This window comes from Escherichia sp. HH26CH, assembly GCF_009820205.1.
GTDB lineage: Bacteria > Pseudomonadota > Gammaproteobacteria > Enterobacterales > Enterobacteriaceae > Escherichia > Escherichia coli_F.
Genome location: NZ_VNXM01000066.1, coordinates 147,013 through 172,862, shown reverse-complemented (window position 1 = coordinate 172,862; position 25,850 = coordinate 147,013). Strand labels below are relative to the sequence as shown.

Sequence of the window (25,850 nt, the reverse complement as noted above, 5' to 3'; positions counted from 1 at the left end):
CCCATGTTTACATCAGTGGCGCAAGCCAATGCTGCGGTTATCGAACAAATTCGTCGCGCTCGTCCACACTGGCTGGATGTGCAACCGGCTTCTTCACTTATCAGCGAACTACACCCGGGCAAAACACTGCTTCACGCCGGGCCGCCAATGCGCTGGCAGGAGATGACCGGCCCCATGAAAGGGGCGTGCGTGGGCGCATGTCTGTTCGAAGGTTGGGCGAAAGATGAAGCGCAGGCGCTGGCGATGCTGGAGCAGGGGGAAGTGAACTTCATTCCTTGTCACCATGTGAATGCCGTCGGGCCAATGGGTGGCATTACTTCTGCCAGTATGCCGATGCTGGTGGTCGAGAACGTGACCGACGGCAACCGGGCGTACTGCAACCTCAACGAAGGTATCGGCAAAGTGATGCGTTTTGGCGCTTACGGCGAAGATGTCCTGACTCGCCATCGCTGGATGCGCGATGTGTTAATGCCAGTATTAAGCGCGGCGCTGGGGCGCATGGAGCGCGGTATCGATCTCACCGCGATGATGGCGCAGGGCATTACGATGGGTGATGAGTTCCATCAACGCAATATTGCTTCCTCAGCACTGTTAATGCGTGCGCTGGCCCCACAAATTGCTCGCCTCAATCACGATAAACAGCACATCGCGGAAGTGATGGATTTCCTCAGCGTGACCGATCAGTTCTTCCTCAACCTCGCGATGGCCTATTGCAAGGCGGCGATGGATGCAGGCGCGATGATCCGCGCGGGCAGCATCGTCACGGCTATGACCCGCAACGGCAATATGTTCGGGATTCGGGTAAGTGGGCTGGGCGAGCGCTGGTTTACTGCGCCTGTAAACACTCCCCAAGGTCTGTTTTTCACCGGCTTCTCGCAGGAGCAGGCGAACCCGGATATGGGCGATAGCGCGATTACCGAAACCTTTGGTATCGGTGGTGCGGCAATGATCGCCGCCCCTGGCGTAACACGCTTTGTCGGTGCGGGTGGCATGGAAGCGGCCAGAGCGGTATCTGAAGAGATGGCGGAAATCTTCCTTGAACGCAATATGCAGTTGCAGATCCCTGGCTGGGATTTCCAGGGCGCGTGTCTGGGGCTGGATATTCGTCGCGTGGTAGAAACCGGTATTACACCACTCATCAATACGGGTATCGCCCATAAAGAGGCGGGGATCGGGCAGATTGGTGCAGGTACTGTGCGGGCACCGCTGGCGTGCTTTGAACAGGCGCTGGAAGCTCTGGCTGAAAGCATGGGTATTGGTTGAGGAACGCGCAATGACGATCATCCATCCTCTGCTTGCCAGCCGTAGTGCACCGAATTATCGCCAGTCCTGGCGGTTAGCGGGCGTGTGGCGGCGGGCGATTAACCTGATGACGGAAAGCGGTGAATTGTTAACGCTGCATCGTCAGGGTAGTGGTTTCGGCCCCGGAGGATGGGTGCTTCGCCGCGCGCAATTCGATGCGTTATGCGGTGGATTATGCGGCAATGAACGACCACAGGTTGTGGCTCAAGGGATTCGCCTCGGGCGTTTCACGGTTAAACAGCCACAGCGTTATTGTTTGCTGCGTATTACGCCGCCTGCGCATCCTCAACCGCTTGCAGCGGCATGGATGCAACGCGCGGAGGAAACCGGGCTTTTCGGGCCGCTGGCGTTGGCGGCAGGCGATCCGCTGCCTGCTGAATTACGCCAGTTTCGTCACTGTTTTCAGGCCGCGCTCAATGGCGTTAAGACCGACTGGCGGCACTGGCTGGGTAAAGGGCCGGGATTAACGCCGAGTCATGATGACACGCTAACGGGAATGCTGCTGGCAGCCTGGTATTATGGCGCTTTAGATGCGCGCTCCGGTCGCCCGTTTTTTGCCTGTTCCGACAATCTTCAACTCGTTACCACAGCGGTGAGCGTTAATTATTTACGTTATGCCGCGCAAGGATATTTCGCCTCGCCACTCCTGCACTTTGTTCATGCTCTGAGTTGCCCGAAACGTACCGCTGTTGCGATTGATTCGCTGCTGGCGCTGGGGCATACGTCAGGGGCCGATACGCTGCTGGGGTTCTGGCTTGGTCAACAATTATTACAAGGAACACCATGAAAACACTGGTTGTGGCTCTTGGGGGCAACGCCTTACTCCAGCGCGGCGAAGCGCTGACGGCAGAAAATCAATATCGCAACATTGCCAGTGCTGTACCCGCACTGGCGCGCCTGGCCCGTTCTTATCGGCTGGCGATTGTTCACGGCAACGGGCCACAGGTGGGGCTGCTGGCGTTACAGAATCTGGCGTGGAAAGAGGTAGAACCGTATCCTCTGGATGTGCTGGTGGCGGAAAGCCAGGGGATGATTGGCTATATGCTGGCGCAGAGCTTGAGCGCACAGCCGCAGATGCCGCCTGTCACGACGGTGCTGACGCGCATTGAAGTTTCGCCTGATGATCCGGCGTTTTTGCAGCCAGAGAAGTTTATCGGCCCGGTTTATCAGCCAGAAGAACAAGAGGCACTGGAAACGACTTACGGCTGGCAAATGAAGCGTGATGGCAAATATTTACGCCGGGTGGTGGCATCTCCCCAGCCTCGTAAAATTCTCGACAGCGAAGCCATCGAGTTGTTGCTCAAAGAGGGGCATGTGGTGATTTGCAGTGGCGGCGGCGGTGTTCCGGTGACGGATGACGGAGCAGGGAGTGAAGCGGTGATTGATAAAGATCTCGCCGCGGCGTTGCTTGCCGAGCAGATTAATGCCGATGGACTGGTGATCCTCACCGATGCTGACGCGGTTTATGAAAACTGGGGAACGCCGCAGCAACGCGCCATTCCCCATGCCACACCGGATGAGTTAGCGCCATTTGCCAAAGCCGATGGGGCGATGGGACCGAAGGTAACGGCGGTGAGTGGCTATGTCAGAAGCCGTGGTAAACCTGCGTGGATTGGGGCGTTATCGCGGATTGAAGAGACGCTGGCGGGCGAAGCGGGGACCTGTATTTCGCTGTCGTGATGGGAGCATCCAGCATATGGCGCACCATGCCTGATGCGACGCTTGACGCGTCTTATCAGGCCTACAATGGGTACCGGATTGGTAGTCGGATAAGGCGTTCACGCCGCATCCGGTAATCGGCGCACCATGCCTGATGCGACGCTTGACGCGTCTTATCAGGCCTACAATGGGTACCGGATTAGTAGGCCGGATAAGGCGTTCACGCCGCATCCGGCAGGAATATGAGTACCGGGTTAACTGAACTTACTCTGCGCCCAAATCACGCCGCTGGCATACTCTGGCGGCAGCAGCGGGATTAAAGCTTCCAGCGTTGCGGTCAGACGCGATGTGTCGCTGTCGGTCAAATTCAGATGCCCCACCTTACGGCCCGGACGCACTTCTTTGTCGTACCAGTGCAGATGCACCAGCGGCAGTTTCAGCCAGTCATAGTTCACATCGCTACCAATCAGGTTGATCATCACTGACGGGCTATTGACCACCGGTTGCGGTAACGGCAGATCGGTAATTGCCCGCAGATGCAGCTCAAACTGGCTGATGCTGGCACCGTTTTGCGTCCAGTGACCACTGTTATGTACACGCGGAGCCAGTTCGTTGATCAGCAGACCTTGCGGGGTGACAAAACACTCCATCGCCATCACGCCAACATAGCCCAGCTCCTGCATAATCGCCGACAGCATCTCTTCGGCTTGTGTTTGTTGCTGCGCATTGGCCTGTGGGAAAGCGACGCTGGTGCGCAAAATACCATCCTGATGCAGGTTATGCGTCAGCGGATAAAACACAGTGCTGCCATCAAAGCCGCGCGCGCCAACCAGCGATACTTCGCCAGAGAAGTTAATGCCCTGCTCGACAATACATTCGCCGTAGCATTCAGTCGGTAACTGTGCGGTTTCATCGGCGCGTAAACGCCATTGACCGCGACCGTCATAGCCACCAGTACGACGCTTAACAATCGCCAGTTCACCTAAACGATCAAACACCGCAGGCCACTCACTGCGATCGGCAAGTAACTGCCACGGTGCGGTCGGCAGGTGAAGCTTGTCGAAAAGCTGCTTCTGAGTCAGACGGTCGGCAATAATCGGGAACACATCGCGGTTCACAAAGGCCGGATGGCGTGCCAGCTCGCGCGTTAATGCGGTTTCCGGCCAGCGTTCGATCTCAGCGGTAATCACGCTTTGTTGAAAGGGCACCGCCGCCGGTTCAGCGTCCAGCCCGACCGGCCAGACAGCAATGCCTAACGGTTCGCCTGCCTGGCGCAACATACGGCCTAACTGCCCGTTACCGAGGACGCAAACCTGTTTCATGCCGCACCTCGCGGGTCCGGGTTTTCCAGCACTTCATCAGTCTGGGCTTTGCGCCAGTCATTCAAACGCTGGTGCAGTTCTTTATCATGAGTTGCAAGAATTTGTGCTGCCAGTAACGCGGCGTTTGCCGCGCCAGCTTTACCTATCGCCAGCGTACCCACCGGAATGCCGCGCGGCATTTGTACGATGGAGTAGAGGCTATCGACACCGCTCAGTGCGGCGCTCTGTACTGGCACACCCAGCACTGGCACCAGCGTTTTGGCGGCAATCATGCCCGGCAGGTGCGCTGCGCCGCCTGCGCCCGCAATAATCACCTGATAACCGTTCTCTTCGGCACTTTCGGCGAAGCTGAACAGTTTATCGGGGGTGCGGTGAGCAGAAACCACTTCAACGTGGTGCGGGACATTCAGGATTTCGAAGATTTCGGCGGCGAACTGCATGGTAGCCCAGTCGCTTTTGGACCCCATCACGATGGCGACACGCGCCGGATTATTGCGGGAAGACATGCGTCTTAAAACTCCTGTGGTGCACAACTCTCGGCTTTAGAGGGCACAGAGAATAGCACGGAAAGAGAGCAAGGAAAACGGTTGCGCGGCTATGAAATCAGCAAAGTTGCGCGTTTTTTTAAAATGGAAAATGGATCAACTCAACGTCATCTGCCGTGACTTTCACCATCGAACCTTCCGTATGCCAGGCACCCAACACGACACGGAAAGCAGGTTGCTGATTGGCGATCAGTTCATGCACCGCCGGGCGATGAGTATGCCCGTGAATCAACCATTGCACCTGATGCTTTTCCATCGCACTGACCACCGCGTTTTGGTTAACGTCCATGATCGCCAGCGATTTACTGCTGTTGGCTTCTTTGCTGTTCGCTCGCATTCGCGCGGCAATGCGTTTGCGCACAAACAACGGCAGGGCGAGGAATAGCGTTTGCAGCCACGGCTTGTGGACTTTGGCGCGAAATGCCTGATAACCGATGTCATCGGTGCACAGCGTGTCGCCATGCATAATCAACACCCGACGACCATAAAGTTCGAGCACTTTTTCTTCCGGCAATAACGTCATGCCACTTTCACGGGCAAAGCGTTTGCCGAGCAGAAAATCACGGTTGCCATGAATGAAATAACAGGGAACGCCGGAATCGGATACCGCTTTGATCGCTGCGGCCATCTGGCGATGGAGTGGGTTGGGATCGTCATCGCCAATCCATGCTTCAAACAGATCGCCAAGAATATACAGCGCGTCGGCCTTGCGGGCTTCCCCCGCTAAAAAACGCAGAAAACCGGCGGTGATCGCCGGTTCTTCCACGCAGAGATGAAGATCTGCAATAAAGAGTGTCGCCACGATTACTCGCTAACGGTCACGCTTTCAATGATAACGTCTTCTTTAGGCACGTCCTGGTGCATACCGCTACGACCGGTTGCTACACCTTTGATTTTGTCTACCACGTCCATGCCTTCAACCACTTCAGCAAACACGCAGTAACCCCAACCTTGCAGGCTTTCGCCAGAGAAGTTCAGGAAGTCGTTATCAACCACGTTGATGAAGAACTGTGCAGTTGCAGAGTGCGGTGCCTGAGTACGGGCCATTGCCAGCGTACCGCGGGTGTTTTTCAGACCGTTGTTGGCTTCGTTTTTGATCGGTTCTTTGGTGGCTTTTTGCTTCATGCCTGGCTCAAAACCGCCGCCCTGAATCATAAAGCCGTTGATAACACGGTGGAAAATGGTGTTGTTGTAAAAACCTTCGCGGCAGTAGTCCAGGAAGTTTTTAACTGTTTCAGGTGCTTTATCGTCAAAAGTTTTGATGACAATATCGCCGTGATTGGTGTGGAAAGTAACCATTTTTGCATCCTGTTCCGTTTGATTGGTGCTTCAACCCGATTCGGGTCATATATAGGGTGGTGTTATAGCATAACCGCACGATCGGATCATCACGCAATGTATGCTGATTCGCGCGGGAAATATGGGTATTATACGCAACTCAATTACCCACACATGTCTAAACGGAATCTTCGATGCTAAAAATCTTCAATACTCTGACACGCCAAAAAGAGGAATTTAAGCCTATTCACGCCGGGGAAGTCGGCATGTACGTGTGTGGAATCACCGTTTACGATCTCTGTCATATCGGTCACGGGCGTACCTTTGTTGCCTTTGACGTGGTTGCGCGCTATCTGCGTTTCCTCGGCTATAAGCTGAATTATGTGCGCAACATTACTGATATCGACGACAAAATCATCAAACGCGCCAATGAAAATGGCGAAAGCTTTGTGGCGCTGGTGGATCGCATGATCGCCGAAATGCACAAAGATTTTGATGCTTTGAACATTCTGCGCCCGGATATGGAGCCGCGCGCGACGCACCATATCGCAGAAATTATTGAACTCACTGAACAACTGATCGCCAAAGGTCACGCTTATGTGGCGGACAACGGCGACGTGATGTTCGACGTACCGACCGATCCGACCTATGGCGTGCTGTCGCGTCAGGATCTCGACCAGCTGCAGGCAGGCGCGCGCGTTGACGTGGTCGACGACAAACGCAACCCGATGGACTTCGTTCTGTGGAAGATGTCGAAAGAGGGCGAACCGAGCTGGCCGTCTCCGTGGGGCGCGGGCCGTCCAGGCTGGCACATTGAATGTTCGGCAATGAACTGCAAGCAGTTGGGTAACCACTTTGATATCCACGGCGGTGGTTCAGACCTGATGTTCCCACACCACGAAAACGAAATCGCTCAGTCCACCTGTGCCCATGATGGTCAGTATGTGAACTACTGGATGCACTCGGGGATGGTAATGGTTGACCGAGAGAAGATGTCCAAATCGCTGGGTAACTTCTTTACCGTGCGTGATGTGCTGAAATACTACGACGCGGAAACCGTGCGTTACTTCCTGATGTCGGGCCACTATCGCAGCCAGCTGAACTACAGCGAAGAGAACCTGAAGCAGGCACGCGCGGCGCTGGAGCGTCTCTACACTGCGCTGCGCGGCACAGACAAAACCGTTGCTCCTGCCGGTGGCGAAGCGTTTGAAGTGCGCTTTATTGAAGCGATGGACGACGATTTCAACACCCCGGAAGCCTATTCCGTGCTGTTTGATATGGCGCGTGAAGTTAACCGTCTGAAAGCAGAAGATATGGCAGCGGCGAACGCAATGGCGTCTCATCTGCGTAAACTTTCTGCCGTGCTGGGCCTGCTGGAGCAAGAACCAGAAGCATTCCTGCAAAGCGGCGCGCAGGCAGACGACAGCGAAGTGGCTGAGATTGAAGCCTTAATTCAACAGCGTCTGGATGCCCGTAAAGCGAAAGACTGGGCGGCGGCAGATGCGGCGCGTGACCGTCTTAACGAGATGGGGATCGTGCTGGAAGATGGCCCGCAAGGGACCACCTGGCGTCGTAAGTAATTGCGCTATTGCCGGATGCGAGTTTTCGCATCCGGTTATCGTCTGCGCCACCACAACATTCCCATCAGTAGCATCCCCGGCAACCACACCCACATCAATTCAGAAATAATCACTTGATGCCCGTACGGCGTGGTGTAACGAGACAATGCAAACGGCGCGACTTTAATCACCTGCCAGGGAGCGAAAAAGCGTTCATCTGACCACGGCCACAGCCAGCCAACGCCTTTACCGCCAGTGGTTACCGAATCCAGCAAGCTGTGCGATAGCAACGAAACGGTTAAAAACAGCCAGCAGCGAATCAGCCCAGCCCTGAACCATCGACGTCCAATCAGCACACATAACAGCGGGACAACAAACGCAAACACCAGCGAATGGGTGAACCCGCGATGACCAAAAACATTGCCGTAAGCAACGCCAAATTTAAATGTCAATACATCAGCATCGGGCAGCATCGCCAGGACGATTCCGGCAAATAACAGGCGCGGAGGGATGACTTTTGAACCCAACCCTAAACCAATGCAAAGGGGAACGGCGGCGTGCGTAATAACGGTTGGCATGATGATCGCTTCGGCAAAATGTCGATGCTATCAGCATGGATGAACGGGGCGTAGAGGGCAACAGTCTGAAAAGAGAACCGGCCTGTTGATACAGGCCGGGAAAGGGATCAGGCAACAACCTGTACGCTGTGACCTGCAAAACTTACTGTCTGCCCGGCGACAATTTTGCAGCGTTTGCGCGTTTCAACCGCGCCGTCGACTTTCACCTGGCCTTCGGCAATCGCGATTTTCGCCTGCGCACCGCTTTCGCTCCAGCCTTCCAGTTTCAGCAAGTCGCACAGCTCAACGTGCGGATGTTTACCTAAAGAAAATGTCGCCATGTTACTCACCCTGTGGATCATGATATTCAACGCACGCCTGTAGCGTGTTTTCGATCAGCGTGGCAACCGTCATCGGGCCAACGCCGCCCGGAACAGGCGTAATGTATGAGGCGCGTTTAGCCGCGTCTTCAAACACGACGTCGCCCACAACTTTGCCATTTTCCAGACGGTTGATGCCGACATCAATCACAATTGCGCCTTCTTTGATCCAGTCACCGGGAATAAAGCCTGGCTTACCGACGGCAACGATCAGTAGATCGGCATTTTCTACGTGATGACGCAGATTTTTAGTGAAGCGGTGAGTCACGGTGGTGGTGCAACCTGCGAGCAACAGTTCCATGCTCATTGGGCGACCGACGATATTCGATGCGCCAATCACCACGGCGTTAAGGCCGAAGGTATCAATGTTGTAACGCTCAAGCAGTGTGACGATACCACGCGGGGTGCAGGGACGCAGACGCGGCGCGCGCTGGCACAGGCGACCGACGTTATAAGGATGGAAACCGTCTACGTCTTTGTCCGGGTGAATACGTTCCAGTACTTTGACGTTATCAATACCCGCCGGTAACGGCAGTTGGACCAGAATGCCATCAATGGTGTTGTCGGCATTCAGCGCATCGATAAGCTCCAGCAGCTCCGCTTCGCTGGTGGTTTCCGGGAGGTCATAAGAACGGGAGACGAACCCGACTTCTTCACAAGCTTTGCGTTTGCTTGCGACATAAATTTGCGATGCAGGGTTGCTACCCACCAGTACTACGGCCAGTCCTGGTGCCCGCAGTCCAGCTGCAATACGTGCCTGAACTTTTTGAGCAACTTCAGAGCGCACCTGCTGCGCAATCGTTTTACCGTCAATAATCTTTGCTGCCATCAGAGAGAGGATTCCATCTGTTACGTAGGTCGAAGGGGATGCGCCTATTTTGTCAGAAGCGGGGCGCGCTGTCAGGTTTCGTTTCAGATTTATCGCGTGAAGCGACCTCTTGCGAAGGTGAGGCGCACCGTCGCTGAGATTGAAAGCTTCATTTTTCGTCCATGATGACGTTGTAAATCTGGAACTGATTTATTTCCTTGTCTAAGGATTAAGATAATTTAAGAAATACCTGACAATATAAAAAGAATTTTCAGCCTGGTAATTTACCGCTTCAGGTCTATATTTGTGTTGAATATATTTTGCGCGGAAATATTCATCTAACGGGGCTCTCTATTTTTTAGAATAGAGTGCATATTTTCAATTAAGACATTCTTAGAGGATAAAAAGGAATTTTACTACTATCAGTGTCTTAAATAAAGTAATCGGTTATATACGGATGTGGAGTCGATAAATGAGATTGAAGGAATATATATGAAATTAAGATTTATTTCGTCTGCGCTGGCTGCCGCACTATTCGCCGCTACGGGTAGTTATGCTGCCGTTGTAGATGGCGGTACAATTCACTTTGAAGGCGAACTGGTGAATGCTGCCTGTTCAGTGAATACTGACTCGGCAGACCAGGTTGTCACACTCGGTCAATATCGTACCGATATTTTCAATGCTGTTGGTAATACCTCTGCATTAATTCCATTCACTATACAGTTGAACGACTGCGATCCTGTTGTTGCCGCTAATGCTGCCGTTGCATTTTCTGGTCAGGCGGATGCAATCAATGATAATTTATTGGCCATTGCATCCAGTACCAATACAACAACAGCAACGGGTGTCGGTATTGAAATACTTGATAATACATCTGCAATTCTCAAACCTGATGGGAATAGCTTCTCAACCAACCAGAACTTGATCCCCGGGACCAACGTTCTTCATTTTTCTGCGCGTTATAAAGGCACCGGTACAAGTGCATCAGCAGGGCAAGCAAATGCTGACGCGACTTTTATTATGAGATACGAATAATCAAAACTACGTAGTTTTGAATTATATATCACGTCTTATAACAAAGTAATGTACCGGTTGTCTGAAGCGGTATGGTGGCAATGTAAATCGAAATCACGCTCACTTTGTATCATGCCGCTTTATTAAATGAAAAGGGAATGATGTGTTGTAATAAACCAAAGCAATCATTTCTTTATATTTCTTATTTTTGCCGTCAGGAATACACAAGGCGTATTAACTATGATGACTAAAATAAAGTTATTGATGCTCATTATATTTCATTTAATCATTTCGGCCAGCGCCCATGCTGCCGGAGGGATCGCATTAGGTGCCACGCGTATTATTTATCCCGCTGATGCTAAACAGACTGCGGTATGGATTAGAAATAGCCATACCAATGAGCGCTTTCTGGTCAATTCGTGGATTGAAAACAGTAGCGGTGTAAAAGAAAAGTCATTCATCATTACACCGCCACTGTTTGTTAGTGAACCCAAAAGCGAAAATACCTTGCGTATTATTTACACCGGTCCACCGCTGGCGGCAGATCGTGAGTCTTTGTTCTGGATGAATGTTAAGACGATCCCTTCGGTAGATAAAAATGCATTGAACGGCAGGAATGTTTTGCAACTGGCGATTTTATCGCGCATGAAGTTATTTCTCCGTCCAATTCAACTACAAGAATTACCCGCAGAAGCGCCGGACACACTCAAGTTTTCGCGATCCGGTAACTATATCAATGTTCATAATCCATCACCTTTTTATGTCACCCTGGTTAACCTGCAAGTGGGCAGCCAAAAGTTGGGGAATGCTATGGCTGCACCCAGAGTTAATTCACAAATTCCCTTACCCTCAGGAGTACAGGGAAAGCTGAAATTTCAGACCGTTAATGATTATGGTTCAGTAACCCCAGTCAGAGAAGTGAACTTAAACTAACCGAATCATCTGACAATATCAGAGCTAATTATGAAAATACCCACTATTACGGATATTCCGCAGAGGTATACCTGGTGTCTGGCCGGAATTTGTTATTCATCTCTTGCCATTTTACCCTCCTTTTTAAGCTATGCGGAAAGTTATTTCAACCCGGCATTTTTATTAGAGAATGGCACATCCGTTGCTGATTTATCGCGCTTTGAGAGAGGTAATCATCAACCTGCGGGTGTGTATCGGGTGGATCTCTGGCGTAATGATGAGTTCATTGGTTCACAGGATATCGTATTTGAATCGACGACAGTAAATACAGGTGATAAATCAGGTGGGTTAATGCCTTGTTTTAACCAGGCACTCCTTGAACGAATTGGCCTTAATAGCAGTGCATTCCCCGAGTTAGCCCAGCAGCAAAATAATAAATGCATTAATTTACTGAAAGCTGTACCTGATGCCACAATTAACTTTGATTTTGCAGCGATGCGCCTGAACATCACTATTCCTCAGATAGCGTTGTTGAGTAGCGCTCACGGTTACATTCCGCCTGAAGAGTGGGATGAAGGTATTCCTGCTTTACTCCTGAATTATAATTTCACCGGTAACAGAGGTAATGGTAACGATAGCTATTTTTTTAGTGAACTCAGTGGGATTAATATTGGCCCGTGGCGTTTACGCAACAATGGTTCCTGGAACTATTTTCGCGGAAATGGATATCATTCAGAACAGTGGAATAATATTGGCACCTGGGTACAGCGCGCCATTATTCCGCTGAAAAGTGAACTGGTAATGGGAGACGGTAATACAGGGAGTGATATTTTCGATGGCGTCGGATTTCGAGGTGTACGGCTTTATTCTTCTGATAATATGTATCCAGATAGCCAGCAAGGGTTTGCCCCAACGGTCCGTGGGATTGCCCGTACGGCAGCCCAGCTAACGATTCGGCAAAATGGTTTTATTATCTATCAAAGCTATGTCTCCCCCGGCGCTTTCGAAATTACAGATTTGCACCCGACATCTTCAAATGGCGATCTGGACGTCACCATCGACGAGCGCGATGGTAATCAGCAGAATTACACTATTCCGTATTCAACAGTGCCAATTTTACAACGCGAAGGGCGTTTCAAATTTGACCTGACGGCGGGCGATTTTCGTAGCGGTAATAGTCAGCAATCGTCGCCTTTCTTTTTTCAGGGCACGGCACTCGGCGGTTTACCACAGGAATTTACTGCCTACGGCGGGACGCAATTATCTGCAAATTACACCGCCTTTTTGTTAGGGCTGGGGCGCAACCTCGGGAACTGGGGCGCAGTGTCGCTGGATGTAACGCATGCGCGCAGTCAGTTAGCCGACGACAGTCGTCATGAGGGGGATTCCATTCGCTTCCTCTATGCGAAATCAATGAACACTTTCGGCACCAATTTTCAGTTAATGGGTTACCGCTATTCGACACAAGGTTTTTATACTCTTGATGATGTTGCGTATCGTCGAATGGAGGGGTACGAATATGATTACGATTACGACGGTGAGCATCGCGATGAACCAATAATAGTGAATTACCACAATTTACGCTTTAGCCGTAAAGACCGTTTGCAGTTAAATATTTCACAATCACTTAATGACTTCGGTTCGCTTTATATCTCAGGTACCCATCAGAAATACTGGAATACCTCGGATTCAGATACCTGGTATCAGGTGGGGTATACCAGCAGCTGGGTTGGCATCAGTTATTCACTCTCATTTTCGTGGAATGAATCTGTAGGGATCCCCGATAACGAACGTATTGTCGGACTTAATGTTTCAGTGCCTTTCAATGTTCTGACCAAACGTCGCTACACCCGGGAAAATGCGCTCGATCGCGCTTATGCCTCCTTTAACGCCAACCGTAACAGCAACGGGCAAAATAGCTGGCTGGCAGGCGTTGGAGGGACCTTACTGGAAGGCCACAACCTGAGTTATCACGTAAGCCAGGGCGATACCTCGAATAATGGGTACACGGGCAGCGCCACGGCAAACTGGCAGGCCGCTTACGGTACGCTGGGGGTCGGGTATAACTACGACCGCGATCAACATGACGTTAACTGGCAGCTGTCTGGCGGTGTGGTCGGGCATGAAAATGGTATAACGCTGAGCCAGCCTTTAGGGGATACCAATGTTTTGATTAAAGCGCCTGGCGCAGGCGGTGTACGCATTGAAAATCAAACTGGAATTTTAACCGACTGGCGCGGCTATGCGGTGATGCCGTATGCCACGGTTTATCGGTATAACCGTATCGCGCTTGATACCAATACGATGGGGAATTCCATCGATGTTGAAAAAAATATTAGCAGCGTTGTGCCGACGCAAGGCGCGTTGGTTCGTGCCAATTTTGATACCCGCATAGGCGTGCGGGCGCTCATTACCGTTACCCAGGGCGGAAAACCGGTGCCGTTTGGATCACTGGTACGGGAAAACAGTACCGGAATAACCAGTATGGTGGGTGATGACGGGCAAGTTTATTTAAGTGGTGCGCCATTGTCTGGTGAATTACTGGTTCAGTGGGGAGACGGCGCGAACTCACGCTGCATTGCGCACTATGTATTGCCGAAGCAAAGCTTACAGCAAGCCGTCACTGTTATTTCGGCAGTTTGCACACATCCTGGCTCATAAAGGAAATTATCAATGAAGATAATCTGCAGGTCATTATTAGCAATGGCATGTTTGTGGTTAACAAACATATCCTGGGCTACTGTTTGTGCAAATAGTACTGGCGTAGCAGAAGATGAACACTATGATCTCTCAAATGTCTTTAATAGCACCAATAACCAGCCAGGTCAGATTGTTGTTTTACCGGAAAAATCCGGCTGGGTAGGTGTGTCAGCAATTTGCCCACCCGGCACGCTGGTGAATTATACATACCGTAGTTATGTCACCAACTTTGTTGTTCAGGAAACTATCGATAATTATAAATATATGCAATTAAATGATTATCTATTAGGTGCGATGAGTCTGGTTGATAGCGTGATGGATATTCAATTTCCCCCGCAAAATTATATCCGTATGGGAACAGATCCTAACGTTTCGCAAAACCTTCCGTTCGGGGTGATGGATTCTCGTTTGATATTTCGTTTAAAGGTTATTCGTCCTTTTATTAACATGGTGGAGATCCCCAGACAGGTGATGTTTACCGTGTATGTGACATCAACGCCTTACGATCCGTTGGTTACACCTGTTTATACCATTAGTTTTGGTGGCCGGGTTGAAGTACCGCAAAACTGCGAATTAAATGCCGGGCAAATTGTTGAATTTGATTTTGGTGATATCGGTGCATCGTTATTTAGTGCGGCAGGGCCGGGGAATCGACCTAATGGTGTCATGCCGCAAACCAAGAATATTGCGATCAAATGTACGAATGTTGCTGCGCAGGCTTATTTAACAATGCGTCTGGAAGCCAGTGCCGTTTCTGGTCAGGCGATGGTGTCGGACAATCAGGATTTAGGTTTTATTGTCGCCGATCAGAACGATACGCCGATCACGCCTAACGATCTCAATAGCGTTATTCCTTTCCGTCTGGATGCAGCTGCGGCAGCCAATGTCACACTTCGCGCCTGGCCTATCAGTATTACCGGTCAAAAACCGACCGAAGGGCCGTTTAGCGCGCTGGGGTATTTACGCGTCGATTATCAATGAGGTACGGAGAATGAGAAGAGTAATCTTTAGCTGTTTCTGCGGGCTACTGTGGAGTTCCAGTGGCTGGGCAGCTGACCCTTTAGGAACGATTAATATCAATTTGCACGGTAACGTTGTTGATTTCTCCTGTACCGTAAACACAGCGGATGTTGATAAGACGGTAGATTTAGGCAGATGGCCTACGACACAACTACTGACCGCTGGCGATACCACGGCACTCGTCCCTTTTAGCCTGCGGCTGGAGGGATGTCCTCCGGGATCAGTCGCGATTTTATTTACGGGAACGCCGGCATCCGATACCAACCTGCTGGCCCTGGACGATCCCGCAATGGCACAAACCGTCGCTATCGAATTACGCAAGAGCGATCGCTCCCGGCTCGCGCTGGGCGAGGCGAGCCCGACTGAGGAGGTAGATGCAAATGGCAATGTAACGCTAAACTTTTTTGCCAATTATCGAGCGTTAGCCAGCGGTGTCCAACCAGGTGTGGCGAAAGCGGATGCGATATTTATGATCAATTATAATTAATATTATATTAATTCATATAATTTGGCGTAGTCGATAAGTTCTACAATTGAATGCAAACCGAGTTTGCCATAAATATTAGATTTATGCGCACTAATTGTTTTATTGCTAAGTAATAGTTTGTCGGCAATTTCTTTATTAGATAATCCGCTAACCAGATAGCGTAATATAGTCACTTCACGATTAGATAGCACCGTAGCTGTTGAATTATTGGTGCTGCATTTATTACTTTTTATATAGTTGAGCGTTTCACTGGGAAAAAAAGTGTATCCAGAGAGAATCATCTGAACGGCATGAAAAATATCATTCTGATCATTGCATTTACTGACAAAACCGTTAGCACCCGCTTGTATCGCTCTGCCCGCATAAAAGCATTCTGATTTTGATGATAAAAATAATACCTTCACCGTACTCTGGATTTGTTTGATTCTTTTCAGGAAGGTAAAACCGTCTGTACCGGGCAAGTCTATATCCATAATGATTAAATCAACAGGACGGGTTCGGAGATAATCGATGGTTATGCGGTAATCATCCGTTTTCAGGACAATCTGCAATTCACTGTTTTTTTGCAACAGAACTTCAATAGACATTCTGATGATAGGATGAGTATCCATAATGATCACCGACGTTGGTTTCATAGTTACCAGTCTCACAGGGTAGGACAATTTTCCGTTAGGGCTGGAAATTGTACTTTGATACATGAAAATACGGGTTTTCTTGATTCAGATGCGCAGCGGGGTGCGTTTGTTTGCCGCTATAGCGAAATAAATCAGAAAATCAGACGTGGTCGTTCACTTGTTCAGCAACCAGATCAAAAGCCATTGACTCAGCAAGGGTTGACCGTATAATTCACGCGATTACACCGCATTGCGGTATCAACGCGCCCTTAGCTCAGTTGGATAGAGCAACGACCTTCTAAGTCGTGGGCCGCAGGTTCGAATCCTGCAGGGCGCGCCATTACAATTCAATCAGTTACGCCTTCTTTATATCCTCCATAATTCCAGAGTGGGACATATTTGGGACATTATCACCAAAAATGTCGTCTATTTTCCTCGCATGCTCTGTCAAATGATTAGGCGCAAGGTGAGCATACCTACGAACCATTTCTATGGACTCCCATCCGCCCATTTCCTGAAGCACTGATAATGGAACGCCTGACTGAATCAGCCAGCTTGCCCAGGTGTGTCTGAGGTCATGGAAACGGAAATCTTCAATTCCTGCACGACGACAAGCTGATAGCCATGATGTCTTGCTGTCGATGCGCATCTTCCTGACCGCAGGCGTTGATGTTCCATCTGCTCGCTTAGCCGCCTTGGTATGTACAAACACCCATTTGTGATGCTTGCCTATTTGATCACGCAACACTTTACAGGCGGTATCGTTCAGCGCCACACCAATGGCGCGGTTTGATTTGCTCTCTTCTGGATTCACCCAGGCAACTCGTCGCTGCATGTCGATTTGTTGCCATTCCAGATTTATGATGTTCGACTTTCTCAGACCAGTTGCCAGCGCAAACTTGACGACAGATTTCAGTGGTTCGGGGCACTCATCAATAAGGCGTTTTGCTTCCTCCTTTTCCAGCCATCTGACTCGCTTGTTTCTGACCGCTGGTATCTTGATGACAGGCGCTTTTTCCAGCCACTTCCAGTCGCGTTCTGCAGCACGGAGAATGGCCTTTATCATGGCAAGATGCTTTGCCTTTGTCTGAGTTGATACTGGCTTTGGTTCATAAACAGGCAGTTCTTTACCTTTCCTGATGGCGGCCTGAACTTTCTGTTTCCATATTTCTTTCGTCTTTCTGTTATGCATTCTGCTTACAGCAGAGTAAATCTTTGCCTCCGAGATATCTTTAAGCCTTATACCCTCAAAATGTTCAAGCCAGAACTCAATCCGGCTTTTATCTGAATCGAGAGATTTTTTATCAGCTTTTTCCTCAAGCCATCTTAGGCAGGCCTCTTCAAAAGTGACATCAGGTAAATCCCCTAGCTTTTCTACTCGCCAGAGTTCTGCTTTTCGCTTGTCGTGCAACTCCTGAGCTTGCCGCTTGTCCTTTGTGCCAAGAGATTCCTTAATTCGTTTCCCGCCCGGGAGCGAATACGAGGCATACCATATTTCATTTCTGCGGAAGAGTGACATTTTCTTTCCTCTGTTATGCCATCACCCGCGCTCACCTGGACAGTATGCAGCGGAGACTGAAGCGCCGCAATGCAGGCTTGCCGTGTTGTGAGGTAAGGAGATTTTGGCTTGGTTGGATCTTTACGTGTTGCCTGTAGGCGGCCTGTTCGTATCCAGTTGGTGGCGGTTGGTCTGGATATCTTAAGAAACTGACAGGCCTCATCGAGTGTGAGGCTGTATGATTCCATGGTTACCTCTGCTTTTTGAACGCATGTCACGTAACTTCTTAATGTGTTCTGCCGTTTCGATCTCTTCTGCTATCCGATCTGCATCAGCTTTATTCACAGGTTCAAAGTCATGATTAAAGCGGAACATGCTGGCGATACATGTTCTGCCTTTTCGGATGTAGTGAACTTTGTTGTGGGTAGAACGCAGGATTTTGCAGGGAGTGCCGTGGTGGTCGACGTACCAGGTGTTAGGAAAAATGATTCTGAACATTTTTACACCTCAGTTGGACGATGTTGAAATTTGCTGCTTTGAGGCCATCACAGTCCCCATTGTTTGTTCTTAAGTTCGATCTCCTCCTGGCAACTTGCACAAGTCCGACAACCCTGAACAGCCAGGCGTCTTCGCTCATCTATCGGATCGCCACACTCACAACAATGAGTTGCGGATACAGTCTGGTAGTTCTGACGACGCATTTTTATTGCTGTATTGCGCTGTAATTCTTCGATTTCTGATGCTGAATCAATGATGTCTGCCATCTTCCATTAATCCCTGAATTGTTGGTTAATACGCTTGAGGATGAATGCGAACAATAAAAAAGGAGCCTGTAGCTCCCTGATGATTTTGCTTTTCATGTTCACCGTTCCTTAAAGACGCCGTTTAACATGCCGATCGCCAGGCTTAAATGAGTCGGTGTGAATCCCATCAGCGTTACCGTTTCGCGGTGCTTCTTAAGTACGCTACGGCAAATGTCATCGACGTTTTTATCCGGAAACTGCTGTCTGGCTTTTTTGATTTCAGAATTAGCCTGACGGGCAATGCTGCGAAGGGCGTTTTCCTGCTGAGGTGTCATTGAACAAGTCCCATATCGGCAAGCATAAGCACACAGAATATGAAGCCCGCTGCCAGAAAAATGCATTCCGTGGTTGTCATGCAGCCTCCCGACGGGCAAGAATCCTTGAGCCGAACGCCATCAACTCTCCACGATCAACGGTCGTAAAGTGGCAGTGTGTACGGGGGTATGGGTGCCAGATAATGAGCATCGAGCCTTTATTATTTCCACTGACGGGTTTCTCAGTGAGTGGGTTAATAAATGCCAGTCGTCCTGCCGTGATGAATCTGACCTCACTGGCGGTTTGTATCGCTTCATGAAACCATCCGACAGATGTGTCAGCAGGCAATAACATTACACATCCCACACTACTGAATTTGTTTTCAGTGGCTGCCTTTTTCACAAAAGGGGAAATATTGCTGTATGGTGGATTCAACCAGACATAACCAGAGGCATATCCCATTGCTTCAGGCCATGAAGTGGTTAATGTATTCTGCTCCTGTGAGATAAAAAGCCGACATAGTTGGTTTTTTTCGCTGGCGGCAGCATCAAGTTGAAAAACGAACTCTGCATTAAGCGCAGCAAAAATCTCTGGTGGTGTGCGCCAGCTGTCGCGATGTTCGGCAGGAGTATTGCTTCCGGTGAAATCAGTCATACAGCCCCCGTTTATTATTTATCGCCTCAGCCAGCCGCTGTGCTTTCAGTGGATTTCTGATAACAGAAAGGCCGGGAAATACCCAGCCTCGCTTTGTAACGGAGTAGATGAAAGTGATCGCGCCTACCCGGATATTATCGTGAGGATGCTTCATCGCCATTGCTCCCCAAATACAAAACCAATTTCAGCCAGTGCCACGTCCATTTTTTCGATGAACTCCGGCACCATCTCGTCAAAATTCGCCATGTACTTTTCATTCCGCTCAATCACGACATAATGCAGGCCTTCACGCTTCATACGCGGGTCATAGTTGGCAAAGTACCAGGCATCTTTTCGCGTCACCCACATGCTGTACTGCACCTGGGCCATGTAAGCCGATTTTATGGCCTCGAAACCACCGAGCCGGAACTTCATGAAATCCCGGGAGGTAAACGGGCATTTCAGTTCAAGGCCGTTGCCGTCACTGCATAAACCATCGGGAGAGCAGGCGGTGCGCATACTTTCGTCGCGATAGATGATCGGGGATTCAGTAACATTCACGCCGGAAGTGAATTCAAACAGGGTTCTGGCGTCGTTCTCGTACTGTTTTCCCCAGGCCAGCGCCTTAGCATTAACTTCCGGAGCCACACCGGTGCAAACCTCAGCCAGCAGGGTGTGGAAGTAGGACATTTTCATGTCAGGCCACTTCTTTCCTGAGCGGGGCTTTGCTATCACGTTGTGAACTTCTGAAGCGGTGATGACGCCGAGCCGTAATTTGTGCCATGCATCATCCCCCTGTTCGACAGCTCTCACGTCGATCCCGGTACGCTGCAGGATAATGTCCGGTGTCATGCTGCCACCTTCTGCTCAGTGGCTTTCTGTTTCAGGAATCCAAGAGCTTTCACTGCTTCGGCCTGTGTCAGTTCTGACGATGCGCGAATGTCGCGGCGAAATATCTGGGAACAGAGCGGCAATAAGTCGTCATCCCATGTTTTATCCAGGGCGATCAGCAGAGTGTTAATCTCCTGCATGGTTTCATCGTTAACCGGAGTGATGTCGCGTTCTGGCTGACGTTCTGCAGTGTATGCAGTATTTTCGACAATGCGCTCGGCTTCATCCTTGTCATAGATACCAGCAAATCCGAAGGCCAGACGGGCACACTGAATCATGGCTTTATGCCGTAACATCCGTTTGGGATGCGACTGCCACGGCCCCGTGATTTCTCTGCCTTCGCGAGTTTTGAATGGTTCGCGGCGGCATTCATCCATCCATTCGGTAACGCAGATCGGATGATTACGGTCCTTGCGGTAAATCCGGCATGTACAGGATTCATTGTCCTGCTCAAAGTCCATGCCATCAAACTGCTGGTTTTCATTGATGATGCGGGACCAGCCATCAACGCCCACCACCGGAACGATGCCGTTCTGCTTATCAGGGAAGGCGTAAATTTCTTTCGTCCACGGATTAAGGCCGTACTGGTTGGCGACGATCAACAATGCGATGAACTGCGCATCGCTGGCATCACCTTTAAATGCCGTCTGGCGAAGAGTGGTGATCAGTTCCTGTGGGTCGACAGAATCCATGCCGACACGTTCAGCCAGCTTCCCTGCCAGCGTTGCGAGTGCTGTACTCATCCGTTTTATACCTCTGAATCAATATCAACCTGGTGGTGAGCAATGGTTTCAACCATGTACCGGATGTGTTCTGCCATGCGCTCCTGAAACTCAACATCGTCATCAAACGCACGGGTAATGGCTTTTTTGCTGGCCCCGTGGCGTTGCAAATGATCGATGCATAGCGATTCAAACAGGTGCTGGGGCAGGCCTTTTTCCATGTCGTCTGCCAGTTCTGCCTCTTTCTCTTCACGGGCGATCTGCTGGTAGTGACGCGCCCAGCTCTGAGCCTCAAGACGATCCTGAATGTAATAAGCGTTCATGGCTGACCTCCTGAAAATGGCTGTGAAAATATCGCCCGCGAAATGCCAGGCTGATTAGGAAAACAGGAAAGGGGATTAGTGATTCAGGCCGTTACCGCGTCCGTCGAGAAAAACTTCCACGAGCAAATCACGGGTATAAGTGCGCTCGATGCCGCGATGCAGATAAAGCCGTCCGCGTAAATTAGCTGATGCAGTCCAGGTACCATCTTTGTGTTTGACCAGCATTCCTGGCATGACCGCACCTCGATTAACGGTCTGCGTTCCATAATGTTGATGAACCATAAAAACTCCTGCCCGTAAGCTGGGCTGCTGAACATATAGAGACTTCTGCGCGTATTCAGGCGGTGGATGGCCGCCGGTTGTCATAACTAAGCCGCCTCGTTGAAGCGACTAAGGTATGAAATGTTGAGTTAATTTCAGCTGGTCACACCGACGTTCACGCGTCCGTTTCACCCCTCGCACTCCCCGAAGCCTGCTGAAATTCAAACTGCGGATCTAAGCGGTCATCGCAACGGTGAATCAGGTAGTTGCCGTATCGTTGTGTTGTTGCGATGAACTTATTTAAAACTATAGTTGTTTTATCGTCAACAACAAAAGTTGTTTTATTGGTTGCTTTAGATATAACTGGTTGTATGTAGGATGGATTTATTTTGTGACTTGAATCGCATAGCGATAACTGAAGCGAGGTTATGGTGGTTTTTTTAACGGTGTGTGTGATGAGGGGAGGGCAAAAGAAAACCCGGCACGGTGACCGGGATTCTTACGCCGTTAGGTAAAGATATTATTGCGGTGGCTTAATATTACTACCTAGAGCAAAGATAGGAATTAGTTCTTTACTGAATGAGCACAATGCCCAGTTGATAATTTTTAATTGGTACTACCCATGCTTCCTATATGTCTGCGGCATGCTCCCAATAACCTTACCGAAGATGAACACCCGGTTCATCTCGTCTTTCTCGATCGGGTCCCACGGTGAGTAGCTTTTGTTATCAGAGATGACCAGCAGCTTATCCTTCATCATTTGCAGGCGCTTTACATGGGCTGTGTCGTCGTACAGAAACGCATAGATACCATCACCGTCGAAAGATTTAACTGTGATATCAACGAACAGCAGATCACCTGGTTCGATCGTTCCTGACATGCTGTCACCACGCACGTTAATGATGCGGATATTTTCCGCCTTCCTACCATCGAACATGTGACGAGCATCGTCAAACGAGTACTCAACCGAGCGTAGAACTTCTACAAACTCACGGTTGATGACTCCCGGCCCAGCACTGACTTCTATATCAAGAACGTCAATCTTGAAGTATTTGGAATGGCTGACAGTTGATTGTATTGGTTGCACTGTACTGTCTGACATATTTCCAACGCCAGAAGATAACCATTCTGCGCGCACACCCAAAGCGTTCGCGATCTCCACGATTTTAGTTGTTTGATTAGCTTTCCCTGTTTCGATTTTCTGAATAGCAGCCTGGCTAACCCCGACCAAATCCCCAAGCGCCTTTTGTGTAAGGCCTCGCGCTAATCTGGCTTCTTTAAGTCTTTCTGAGAGTGTTGTTTTCATAGTCCAAATGTACAACCAAGGTTTTATTCCATCAAACGAAAATGGTTGTTGACTAAAAACAACCATAGTTTTAATTTTGATTCAAATTAACCACGGAGGTTGTTATGAACCCAGCTATCAAAACAGCGATCAATATCGTTGGTTCACAAAAGAAACTGGGCGCTGCTTGCGAAGTTTCACAGCAGGCCGTCTATAAGTGGCTTCACAACAAAGCAAAGGTATCCCCTGAACATGTCGGCAGCATTGTTACGGCTACTGGTGGAGTAGTGAAGGCATACCAGATTCGCCCGGATCTTCCGAAGTTGTTTCCACACACCGAAAAGAACGCAGCTTAAATTTCCATTTCACGCTCTTTAACAATAAGCAATCAACTTAACAGTCAATTCAAACTAAAGGAGCAATTATGCAACCACTTACATACCAACAGACTAGCGGATTTAGCCCGACTGCGGTGATAAATCGTTCTCAAACAAAACAGGTGCCAGGCCACGAAAAAATCCGTGATGCCGTCCGCGCCTGGTCGGCTGTAGATAATCAGGATGTCGTTGCCACACTCATTGTGAATGAGTATCGGGAGCAGGGCGGCGGCACCATCGATTTCCCTGATGATGTCAGCCGTGCACGCCAGAAGCTGTTCCGCTTCCTCGATAACAAATTCGATTCTGAAAAATACCGAAATAACGTGCGTGAACTGACCCCGGCAATTCTGGCGGTACTACCGCTGGAATATCGCGGTTACCTGGTTGAGCAGGATAGCTTCATGGCTAGGTTGGCTGAAATGGAAAAGGAACTCAGTGAGGCAAAACAGGCTGTCATTCTCAACGCACCACGCCACCAGAAACTGAAGGAAATTAGTGAAGGTATTGTGTCGATGTTTCGTGTGGACCCAGATCTGGCTGGTCCATTGATGGCGATGGTTACTACCATGCTGGGGGCGATATGACAGGTTCAGAAATGGCGAAAGCCGGTCTGCTGGAACAGAACCGACTTTCAGGTGCAAATCGTAACACACTCATTGCGGGAGGAATTATGGCAAACACTGCTGAGATATTCAATTTTCCAGTGCCGGATGCGGCACAAAAGGAGCCGCGCGTGGCAGATCTCGATGATGGTTATACGCGCATTGCAAATGAGTTGCTGGAAGCTGTGATGCTGGCCGGATTAACACAGCACCAGCTTCTGGTCTTTCTGGCTGTCATGCGCAAAACATATGGCTTTAATAAAAAACTGGATTGGGTTAGCAACGAGCAACTTTCCGAATTAACCGGGATATTGCCGCACAAGTGTTCTGCTGCAAAAAGTGTTCTGGTAAAGCGTGGGATTTTTATTCAGAGCGGGCGGAATACCGGCATTAATAATGTGGTCAGTGAATGGTCAACATTACCCGAATCAGGTAAGAAAAATAAAGTTTACCTGAAAGAGGTAAATTTACCTGAATCAGGTAAAAAAAGTTTACCCAAATCAGGTAAAGGCGTTTACCCGAATCAGGTAAACACAAAAGACAAACTAACAAAAGACAATATAAAACCTTTTTCGTCCGAGAATTCTGGCGAATCCTCTGACCAACCAGAAAACGATCTTCCTGTGGTGAAACCGGATGCTGCAATTCAGAGCGGCAGCAAGTGGGGGACAGCAGAAGACCTGACCGCCGCAGAGTGGATGTTTGACATGGTGAAGACCATCGCGCCATCAGCCAGAAAACCGAATTTTGCAGGGTGGGCTAACGATATCCGCCTGATGCGTGAACGTGACGGACGTAACCACCGCGACATGTGCGTGCTGTTCCGCTGGGCATGCCAGGACAACTTCTGGTCCGGTAACGTGCTAAGTCCGGCCAAACTCCGCGACAAGTGGACCCAGCTCGAAATCAACCGAAACAAGCAACAGGCTGGCGTGACAGCCGGCAAACCAAAACTCGACCTGACGAACACTGACTGGATTTACGGGGTGGAGCTATGAAAAACATCGCCGCACAGATGGTTAACTTTGACTGTGAGCAGATGCGCCGGATCGCCAACAACATGCCGGAACAGTACGACGAAAAGCCACAGGTACAGCAGGTAGCGCAGATCATCAACGGTGTGTTAAGCCAGTTACTGGCAACTTTCCCGGCGAGCCTGGCTAACCGTGACCAGAATGAACTGAACGAAATCCGCCGCCAGTGGGTTCTGGCTTTCCGGGAAAACGGGATCACCACAATGGAACAGGTTAACGCTGGAATGCGCGTAGCCCGTCGGCAGAATCGACCATTCCTGCCATCACCCGGGCAGTTTGTCGCCTGGTGCCGGGAAGAAGCATCTGTTAACGCCGGGCTGCCAAACGTCAGCGAGCTGGTTGATATGGTTTACGAGTATTGCCGGAAGCGTGGCCTGTATCCGGATGCAGAGTCTTATCCGTGGAAATCGAACGCGCATTACTGGTTGGTTACCAACTTGTACCAGAACATGCGGGCCAATGCGCTGACTGACGCGGAATTACGGCGCAAGGCTGCCGATGAACTGACCTGTATGACAGCGCGAATTAACCGTGGTGAGACGATACCTGAACCAGTAAAACAACTTCCTGTTATGGGCGGTAGACCTCTAAATCGTGCACAGGCTCTGGCGAAGATCGCAGAAATTAAAGCTAAGTTCGGACTGAAAGGAGCAAGTGTATGACGGGCAAAGAGGCAATTATTCATTACCTGGGGACGCATAAGAGCTTCTGTGCACAGGACGTTGCCGCGGTAACAGGCGCAACCGTAACCAGCATAAATCAGGCTGCGGCTAAAATGGCGCGGGCAGGAATCCTGGTCGTTGATGGTAAGGTCTGGCGAACGGTGTATTACCGGTTCGCTACCAGAGAAGAACGGGAAGGAAAGGTGAGCACGAATCTGATTTTTAAGGAGTGTCGCCAGAGTGCCGCGATGAAACGGGTATTGAGGGTATATAAAAGAACATCAATGGGAACACAATGATGAAACAGGTGAGTTGAGTTCAAACTGTAGTACAATTCTCTCCAG

General features: G+C 49.9%; 33 protein-coding genes, 1 tRNA gene and 1 pseudogene. 15 read left to right on the top strand and 20 right to left on the bottom strand.

Translation table 11 applies throughout. The features are described 5' to 3' along the window. The first annotated feature begins 3 nt into the window (after positions 1 to 3). The 3 genes from FQ015_RS22000 to FQ015_RS21990 are packed head-to-tail and all read left to right on the top strand — an operon-like array spanning position 4 to position 2,982. On the top strand, positions 4 to 1,263 hold the full coding sequence (locus tag FQ015_RS22000) for a DUF1116 domain-containing protein (protein WP_125400659.1): 1,260 nt from the start codon (positions 4 to 6) through the stop codon (positions 1,261 to 1,263). Between the two features lie 10 nt (positions 1,264 to 1,273). Further along, a complete protein-coding gene (locus FQ015_RS21995; protein WP_105278207.1) occupies positions 1,274 to 2,089 on the top strand; it encodes a DUF2877 domain-containing protein in 816 nt (271 codons plus the stop codon). Then, positions 2,086 to 2,982 carry a carbamate kinase gene (locus FQ015_RS21990; RefSeq protein WP_160524497.1) on the top strand — a complete coding sequence of 299 codons (897 nt, stop codon included), beginning with the start codon at positions 2,086 to 2,088 and terminating at the stop codon, positions 2,980 to 2,982. The genes FQ015_RS21995 and FQ015_RS21990 overlap by 4 nt, the downstream gene beginning before the upstream one ends. Before the next feature lie 233 nt (positions 2,983 to 3,215). Here FQ015_RS21990 and purK read toward each other — a convergent pair whose 3' ends face one another. The 4 genes from purK to ppiB all read right to left on the bottom strand — a co-directional run bounded on the left by purK (position 3,216) and on the right by ppiB (position 6,127). Then, positions 3,216 to 4,283, bottom strand: coding sequence for a 5-(carboxyamino)imidazole ribonucleotide synthase (purK, locus tag FQ015_RS21985; RefSeq protein WP_160524496.1), 1,068 nt, complete (start codon positions 4,281 to 4,283; stop codon positions 3,216 to 3,218). Further along, positions 4,280 to 4,789 (bottom strand): 5-(carboxyamino)imidazole ribonucleotide mutase, encoded by a 510-nt coding sequence (gene purE, locus FQ015_RS21980; protein ID WP_001295318.1) that lies wholly within the window; start codon positions 4,787 to 4,789, stop codon positions 4,280 to 4,282. Before purE ends, purK begins: the two co-directional genes overlap by 4 nt. Positions 4,790 to 4,907: 118 nt before the next feature. Beyond that, on the bottom strand, positions 4,908 to 5,630 hold the full coding sequence (lpxH, locus tag FQ015_RS21975) for a UDP-2,3-diacylglucosamine diphosphatase (protein ID WP_000212257.1): 723 nt from the start codon (positions 5,628 to 5,630) through the stop codon (positions 4,908 to 4,910). Between the two features lie 2 nt (positions 5,631 to 5,632). Continuing rightward, positions 5,633 to 6,127 carry a peptidylprolyl isomerase B gene (gene ppiB, locus FQ015_RS21970; RefSeq protein WP_000256002.1) on the bottom strand — a complete coding sequence of 165 codons (495 nt, stop codon included), beginning with the start codon at positions 6,125 to 6,127 and terminating at the stop codon, positions 5,633 to 5,635. A gap of 173 nt (positions 6,128 to 6,300) precedes the next feature. On the opposite strand from ppiB, the gene cysS reads away from it, so the two are divergent. Further along, on the top strand, positions 6,301 to 7,686 hold the full coding sequence (cysS, locus tag FQ015_RS21965; protein WP_160524495.1) for a cysteine--tRNA ligase: 1,386 nt from the start codon (positions 6,301 to 6,303) through the stop codon (positions 7,684 to 7,686). 35 nt (positions 7,687 to 7,721) lie between these two features. Here the strand turns inward: cysS and FQ015_RS21960 are convergent, their stop codons facing one another. The 3 genes from FQ015_RS21960 to folD form a co-directional block, all read right to left on the bottom strand. Beyond that, positions 7,722 to 8,243, bottom strand: a complete 522-nt coding sequence (locus tag FQ015_RS21960) for a metal-dependent hydrolase (RefSeq protein WP_039021580.1) — start codon at positions 8,241 to 8,243, stop codon at positions 7,722 to 7,724. Between the two features lie 107 nt (positions 8,244 to 8,350). Further along, a complete protein-coding gene (ybcJ, locus tag FQ015_RS21955) occupies positions 8,351 to 8,563 on the bottom strand; it encodes a ribosome-associated protein YbcJ (protein ID WP_000190288.1) in 213 nt (70 codons plus the stop codon). A 1-nt stretch (position 8,564) separates the two neighbouring features. Continuing rightward, positions 8,565 to 9,431: a bifunctional methylenetetrahydrofolate dehydrogenase/methenyltetrahydrofolate cyclohydrolase FolD gene (gene folD / locus FQ015_RS21950; RefSeq protein ID WP_000729155.1), complete on the bottom strand. Its 867-nt coding sequence runs from the start codon at positions 9,429 to 9,431 to the stop codon at positions 8,565 to 8,567. Positions 9,432 to 9,902: 471 nt separating this feature from the next. Between folD and fimA the strand changes: the two genes are divergently transcribed. The 5 genes from fimA (at position 9,903) to sfmF (ending at position 15,543) form a co-directional block, all read left to right on the top strand. Continuing rightward, entirely contained in the window at positions 9,903 to 10,445 is a 543-nt protein-coding gene (fimA, locus tag FQ015_RS21945; protein ID WP_000776555.1) for a type 1 fimbrial major subunit FimA, read from the top strand. 219 nt (positions 10,446 to 10,664) lie between these two features. Then, positions 10,665 to 11,357 (top strand): type 1 fimbria chaperone FimC, encoded by a 693-nt coding sequence (gene fimC, locus FQ015_RS21940; protein WP_039021581.1) that lies wholly within the window; start codon positions 10,665 to 10,667, stop codon positions 11,355 to 11,357. Between the two features lie 30 nt (positions 11,358 to 11,387). Beyond that, on the top strand, positions 11,388 to 13,997 hold the full coding sequence (locus FQ015_RS21935) for a fimbrial biogenesis usher protein (RefSeq protein ID WP_160524494.1): 2,610 nt from the start codon (positions 11,388 to 11,390) through the stop codon (positions 13,995 to 13,997). A gap of 12 nt (positions 13,998 to 14,009) precedes the next feature. Next, a complete protein-coding gene (fimH, locus tag FQ015_RS21930; RefSeq protein WP_000691082.1) occupies positions 14,010 to 15,017 on the top strand; it encodes a type 1 fimbria D-mannose specific adhesin FimH in 1,008 nt (335 codons plus the stop codon). 10 nt (positions 15,018 to 15,027) lie between these two features. Next, positions 15,028 to 15,543 carry a fimbria assembly protein gene (gene sfmF, locus FQ015_RS21925; protein ID WP_039021582.1) on the top strand — a complete coding sequence of 172 codons (516 nt, stop codon included), beginning with the start codon at positions 15,028 to 15,030 and terminating at the stop codon, positions 15,541 to 15,543. Positions 15,544 to 15,545: 2 nt separating this feature from the next. Here sfmF and fimZ read toward each other — a convergent pair whose 3' ends face one another. Continuing rightward, positions 15,546 to 16,178: a fimbria biosynthesis transcriptional regulator FimZ gene (gene fimZ, locus FQ015_RS21920; protein ID WP_000805420.1), complete on the bottom strand. Its 633-nt coding sequence runs from the start codon at positions 16,176 to 16,178 to the stop codon at positions 15,546 to 15,548. Positions 16,179 to 16,420: 242 nt separating this feature from the next. Here fimZ and FQ015_RS21915 point away from each other — a divergent pair. Then, positions 16,421 to 16,497, top strand: a tRNA-Arg gene (locus FQ015_RS21915). A gap of 15 nt (positions 16,498 to 16,512) precedes the next feature. Here FQ015_RS21915 and FQ015_RS21910 read toward each other — a convergent pair. From FQ015_RS21910 to FQ015_RS21855, 12 genes and pseudogenes are all read right to left on the bottom strand, one after another. After that, entirely contained in the window at positions 16,513 to 17,676 is a 1,164-nt protein-coding gene (locus FQ015_RS21910; protein WP_001299447.1) for an integrase, read from the bottom strand. A gap of 161 nt (positions 17,677 to 17,837) precedes the next feature. After that, positions 17,838 to 17,903 (bottom strand): annotated as a pseudogene (locus FQ015_RS24425) (helix-turn-helix domain-containing protein); the annotation flags it as partial. Beyond that, a complete protein-coding gene (locus FQ015_RS21900; protein WP_000488407.1) occupies positions 17,875 to 18,153 on the bottom strand; it encodes a DUF4222 domain-containing protein in 279 nt (92 codons plus the stop codon). The gene FQ015_RS21900 and the pseudogene FQ015_RS24425, both read right to left, overlap by 29 nt. A gap of 47 nt (positions 18,154 to 18,200) precedes the next feature. Continuing rightward, positions 18,201 to 18,419 carry a TraR/DksA family transcriptional regulator gene (locus tag FQ015_RS21895; RefSeq protein ID WP_000763390.1) on the bottom strand — a complete coding sequence of 73 codons (219 nt, stop codon included), beginning with the start codon at positions 18,417 to 18,419 and terminating at the stop codon, positions 18,201 to 18,203. Positions 18,420 to 18,517: 98 nt separating this feature from the next. After that, the gene (locus FQ015_RS21890; protein WP_000188870.1) at positions 18,518 to 18,733 is read right to left on the bottom strand and encodes a hypothetical protein; all 216 of its coding nucleotides are present in this window, start codon (positions 18,731 to 18,733) and stop codon (positions 18,518 to 18,520) included. A gap of 76 nt (positions 18,734 to 18,809) precedes the next feature. After that, positions 18,810 to 19,367, bottom strand: a complete 558-nt coding sequence (locus FQ015_RS21885; RefSeq protein ID WP_001356999.1) for a phage N-6-adenine-methyltransferase — start codon at positions 19,365 to 19,367, stop codon at positions 18,810 to 18,812. Further along, positions 19,360 to 19,521: a DUF1317 family protein gene (locus FQ015_RS21880; protein WP_000682294.1), complete on the bottom strand. Its 162-nt coding sequence runs from the start codon at positions 19,519 to 19,521 to the stop codon at positions 19,360 to 19,362. Before FQ015_RS21880 ends, FQ015_RS21885 begins: the two co-directional genes overlap by 8 nt. Continuing rightward, positions 19,518 to 20,198 (bottom strand): lambda exonuclease family protein, encoded by a 681-nt coding sequence (locus tag FQ015_RS21875; protein WP_000186833.1) that lies wholly within the window; start codon positions 20,196 to 20,198, stop codon positions 19,518 to 19,520. Before FQ015_RS21875 ends, FQ015_RS21880 begins: the two co-directional genes overlap by 4 nt. After that, the gene (bet, locus tag FQ015_RS21870; RefSeq protein ID WP_000100847.1) at positions 20,195 to 20,980 is read right to left on the bottom strand and encodes a phage recombination protein Bet; all 786 of its coding nucleotides are present in this window, start codon (positions 20,978 to 20,980) and stop codon (positions 20,195 to 20,197) included. The genes FQ015_RS21875 and bet overlap by 4 nt, the downstream gene beginning before the upstream one ends. 5 nt (positions 20,981 to 20,985) lie before the next feature. Further along, positions 20,986 to 21,282, bottom strand: a complete 297-nt coding sequence (locus tag FQ015_RS21865) for a host-nuclease inhibitor Gam family protein (protein WP_000995439.1) — start codon at positions 21,280 to 21,282, stop codon at positions 20,986 to 20,988. 75 nt (positions 21,283 to 21,357) lie between these two features. Further along, a complete protein-coding gene (locus FQ015_RS21860; RefSeq protein ID WP_000233576.1) occupies positions 21,358 to 21,564 on the bottom strand; it encodes a phage encoded cell division inhibitor protein in 207 nt (68 codons plus the stop codon). Between the two features lie 595 nt (positions 21,565 to 22,159). Further along, positions 22,160 to 22,849 (bottom strand): S24 family peptidase, encoded by a 690-nt coding sequence (locus FQ015_RS21855; protein ID WP_000858975.1) that lies wholly within the window; start codon positions 22,847 to 22,849, stop codon positions 22,160 to 22,162. A gap of 104 nt (positions 22,850 to 22,953) precedes the next feature. Here FQ015_RS21855 and FQ015_RS21850 point away from each other — a divergent pair, with 104 nt between their 5' ends. The 5 genes from FQ015_RS21850 to FQ015_RS21830 all read left to right on the top strand — a co-directional run bounded on the left by FQ015_RS21850 (position 22,954) and on the right by FQ015_RS21830 (position 25,805). Further along, positions 22,954 to 23,184 (top strand): transcriptional regulator, encoded by a 231-nt coding sequence (locus FQ015_RS21850; RefSeq protein ID WP_001067458.1) that lies wholly within the window; start codon positions 22,954 to 22,956, stop codon positions 23,182 to 23,184. Between the two features lie 68 nt (positions 23,185 to 23,252). After that, positions 23,253 to 23,792, top strand: coding sequence for a toxin YdaT domain-containing protein (locus tag FQ015_RS21845; RefSeq protein WP_001182903.1), 540 nt, complete (start codon positions 23,253 to 23,255; stop codon positions 23,790 to 23,792). Next, positions 23,789 to 24,808, top strand: a complete 1,020-nt coding sequence (locus FQ015_RS21840) for a replication protein (protein WP_000147893.1) — start codon at positions 23,789 to 23,791, stop codon at positions 24,806 to 24,808. Before FQ015_RS21845 ends, FQ015_RS21840 begins: the two co-directional genes overlap by 4 nt. Then, entirely contained in the window at positions 24,805 to 25,506 is a 702-nt protein-coding gene (locus FQ015_RS21835) for a replication protein P (protein ID WP_000788815.1), read from the top strand. The genes FQ015_RS21840 and FQ015_RS21835 overlap by 4 nt, the downstream gene beginning before the upstream one ends. After that, positions 25,503 to 25,805 carry a protein ren gene (locus tag FQ015_RS21830; RefSeq protein WP_000145915.1) on the top strand — a complete coding sequence of 101 codons (303 nt, stop codon included), beginning with the start codon at positions 25,503 to 25,505 and terminating at the stop codon, positions 25,803 to 25,805. Before FQ015_RS21835 ends, FQ015_RS21830 begins: the two co-directional genes overlap by 4 nt. The last annotated feature ends 45 nt before the right edge of the window (positions 25,806 to 25,850 follow it).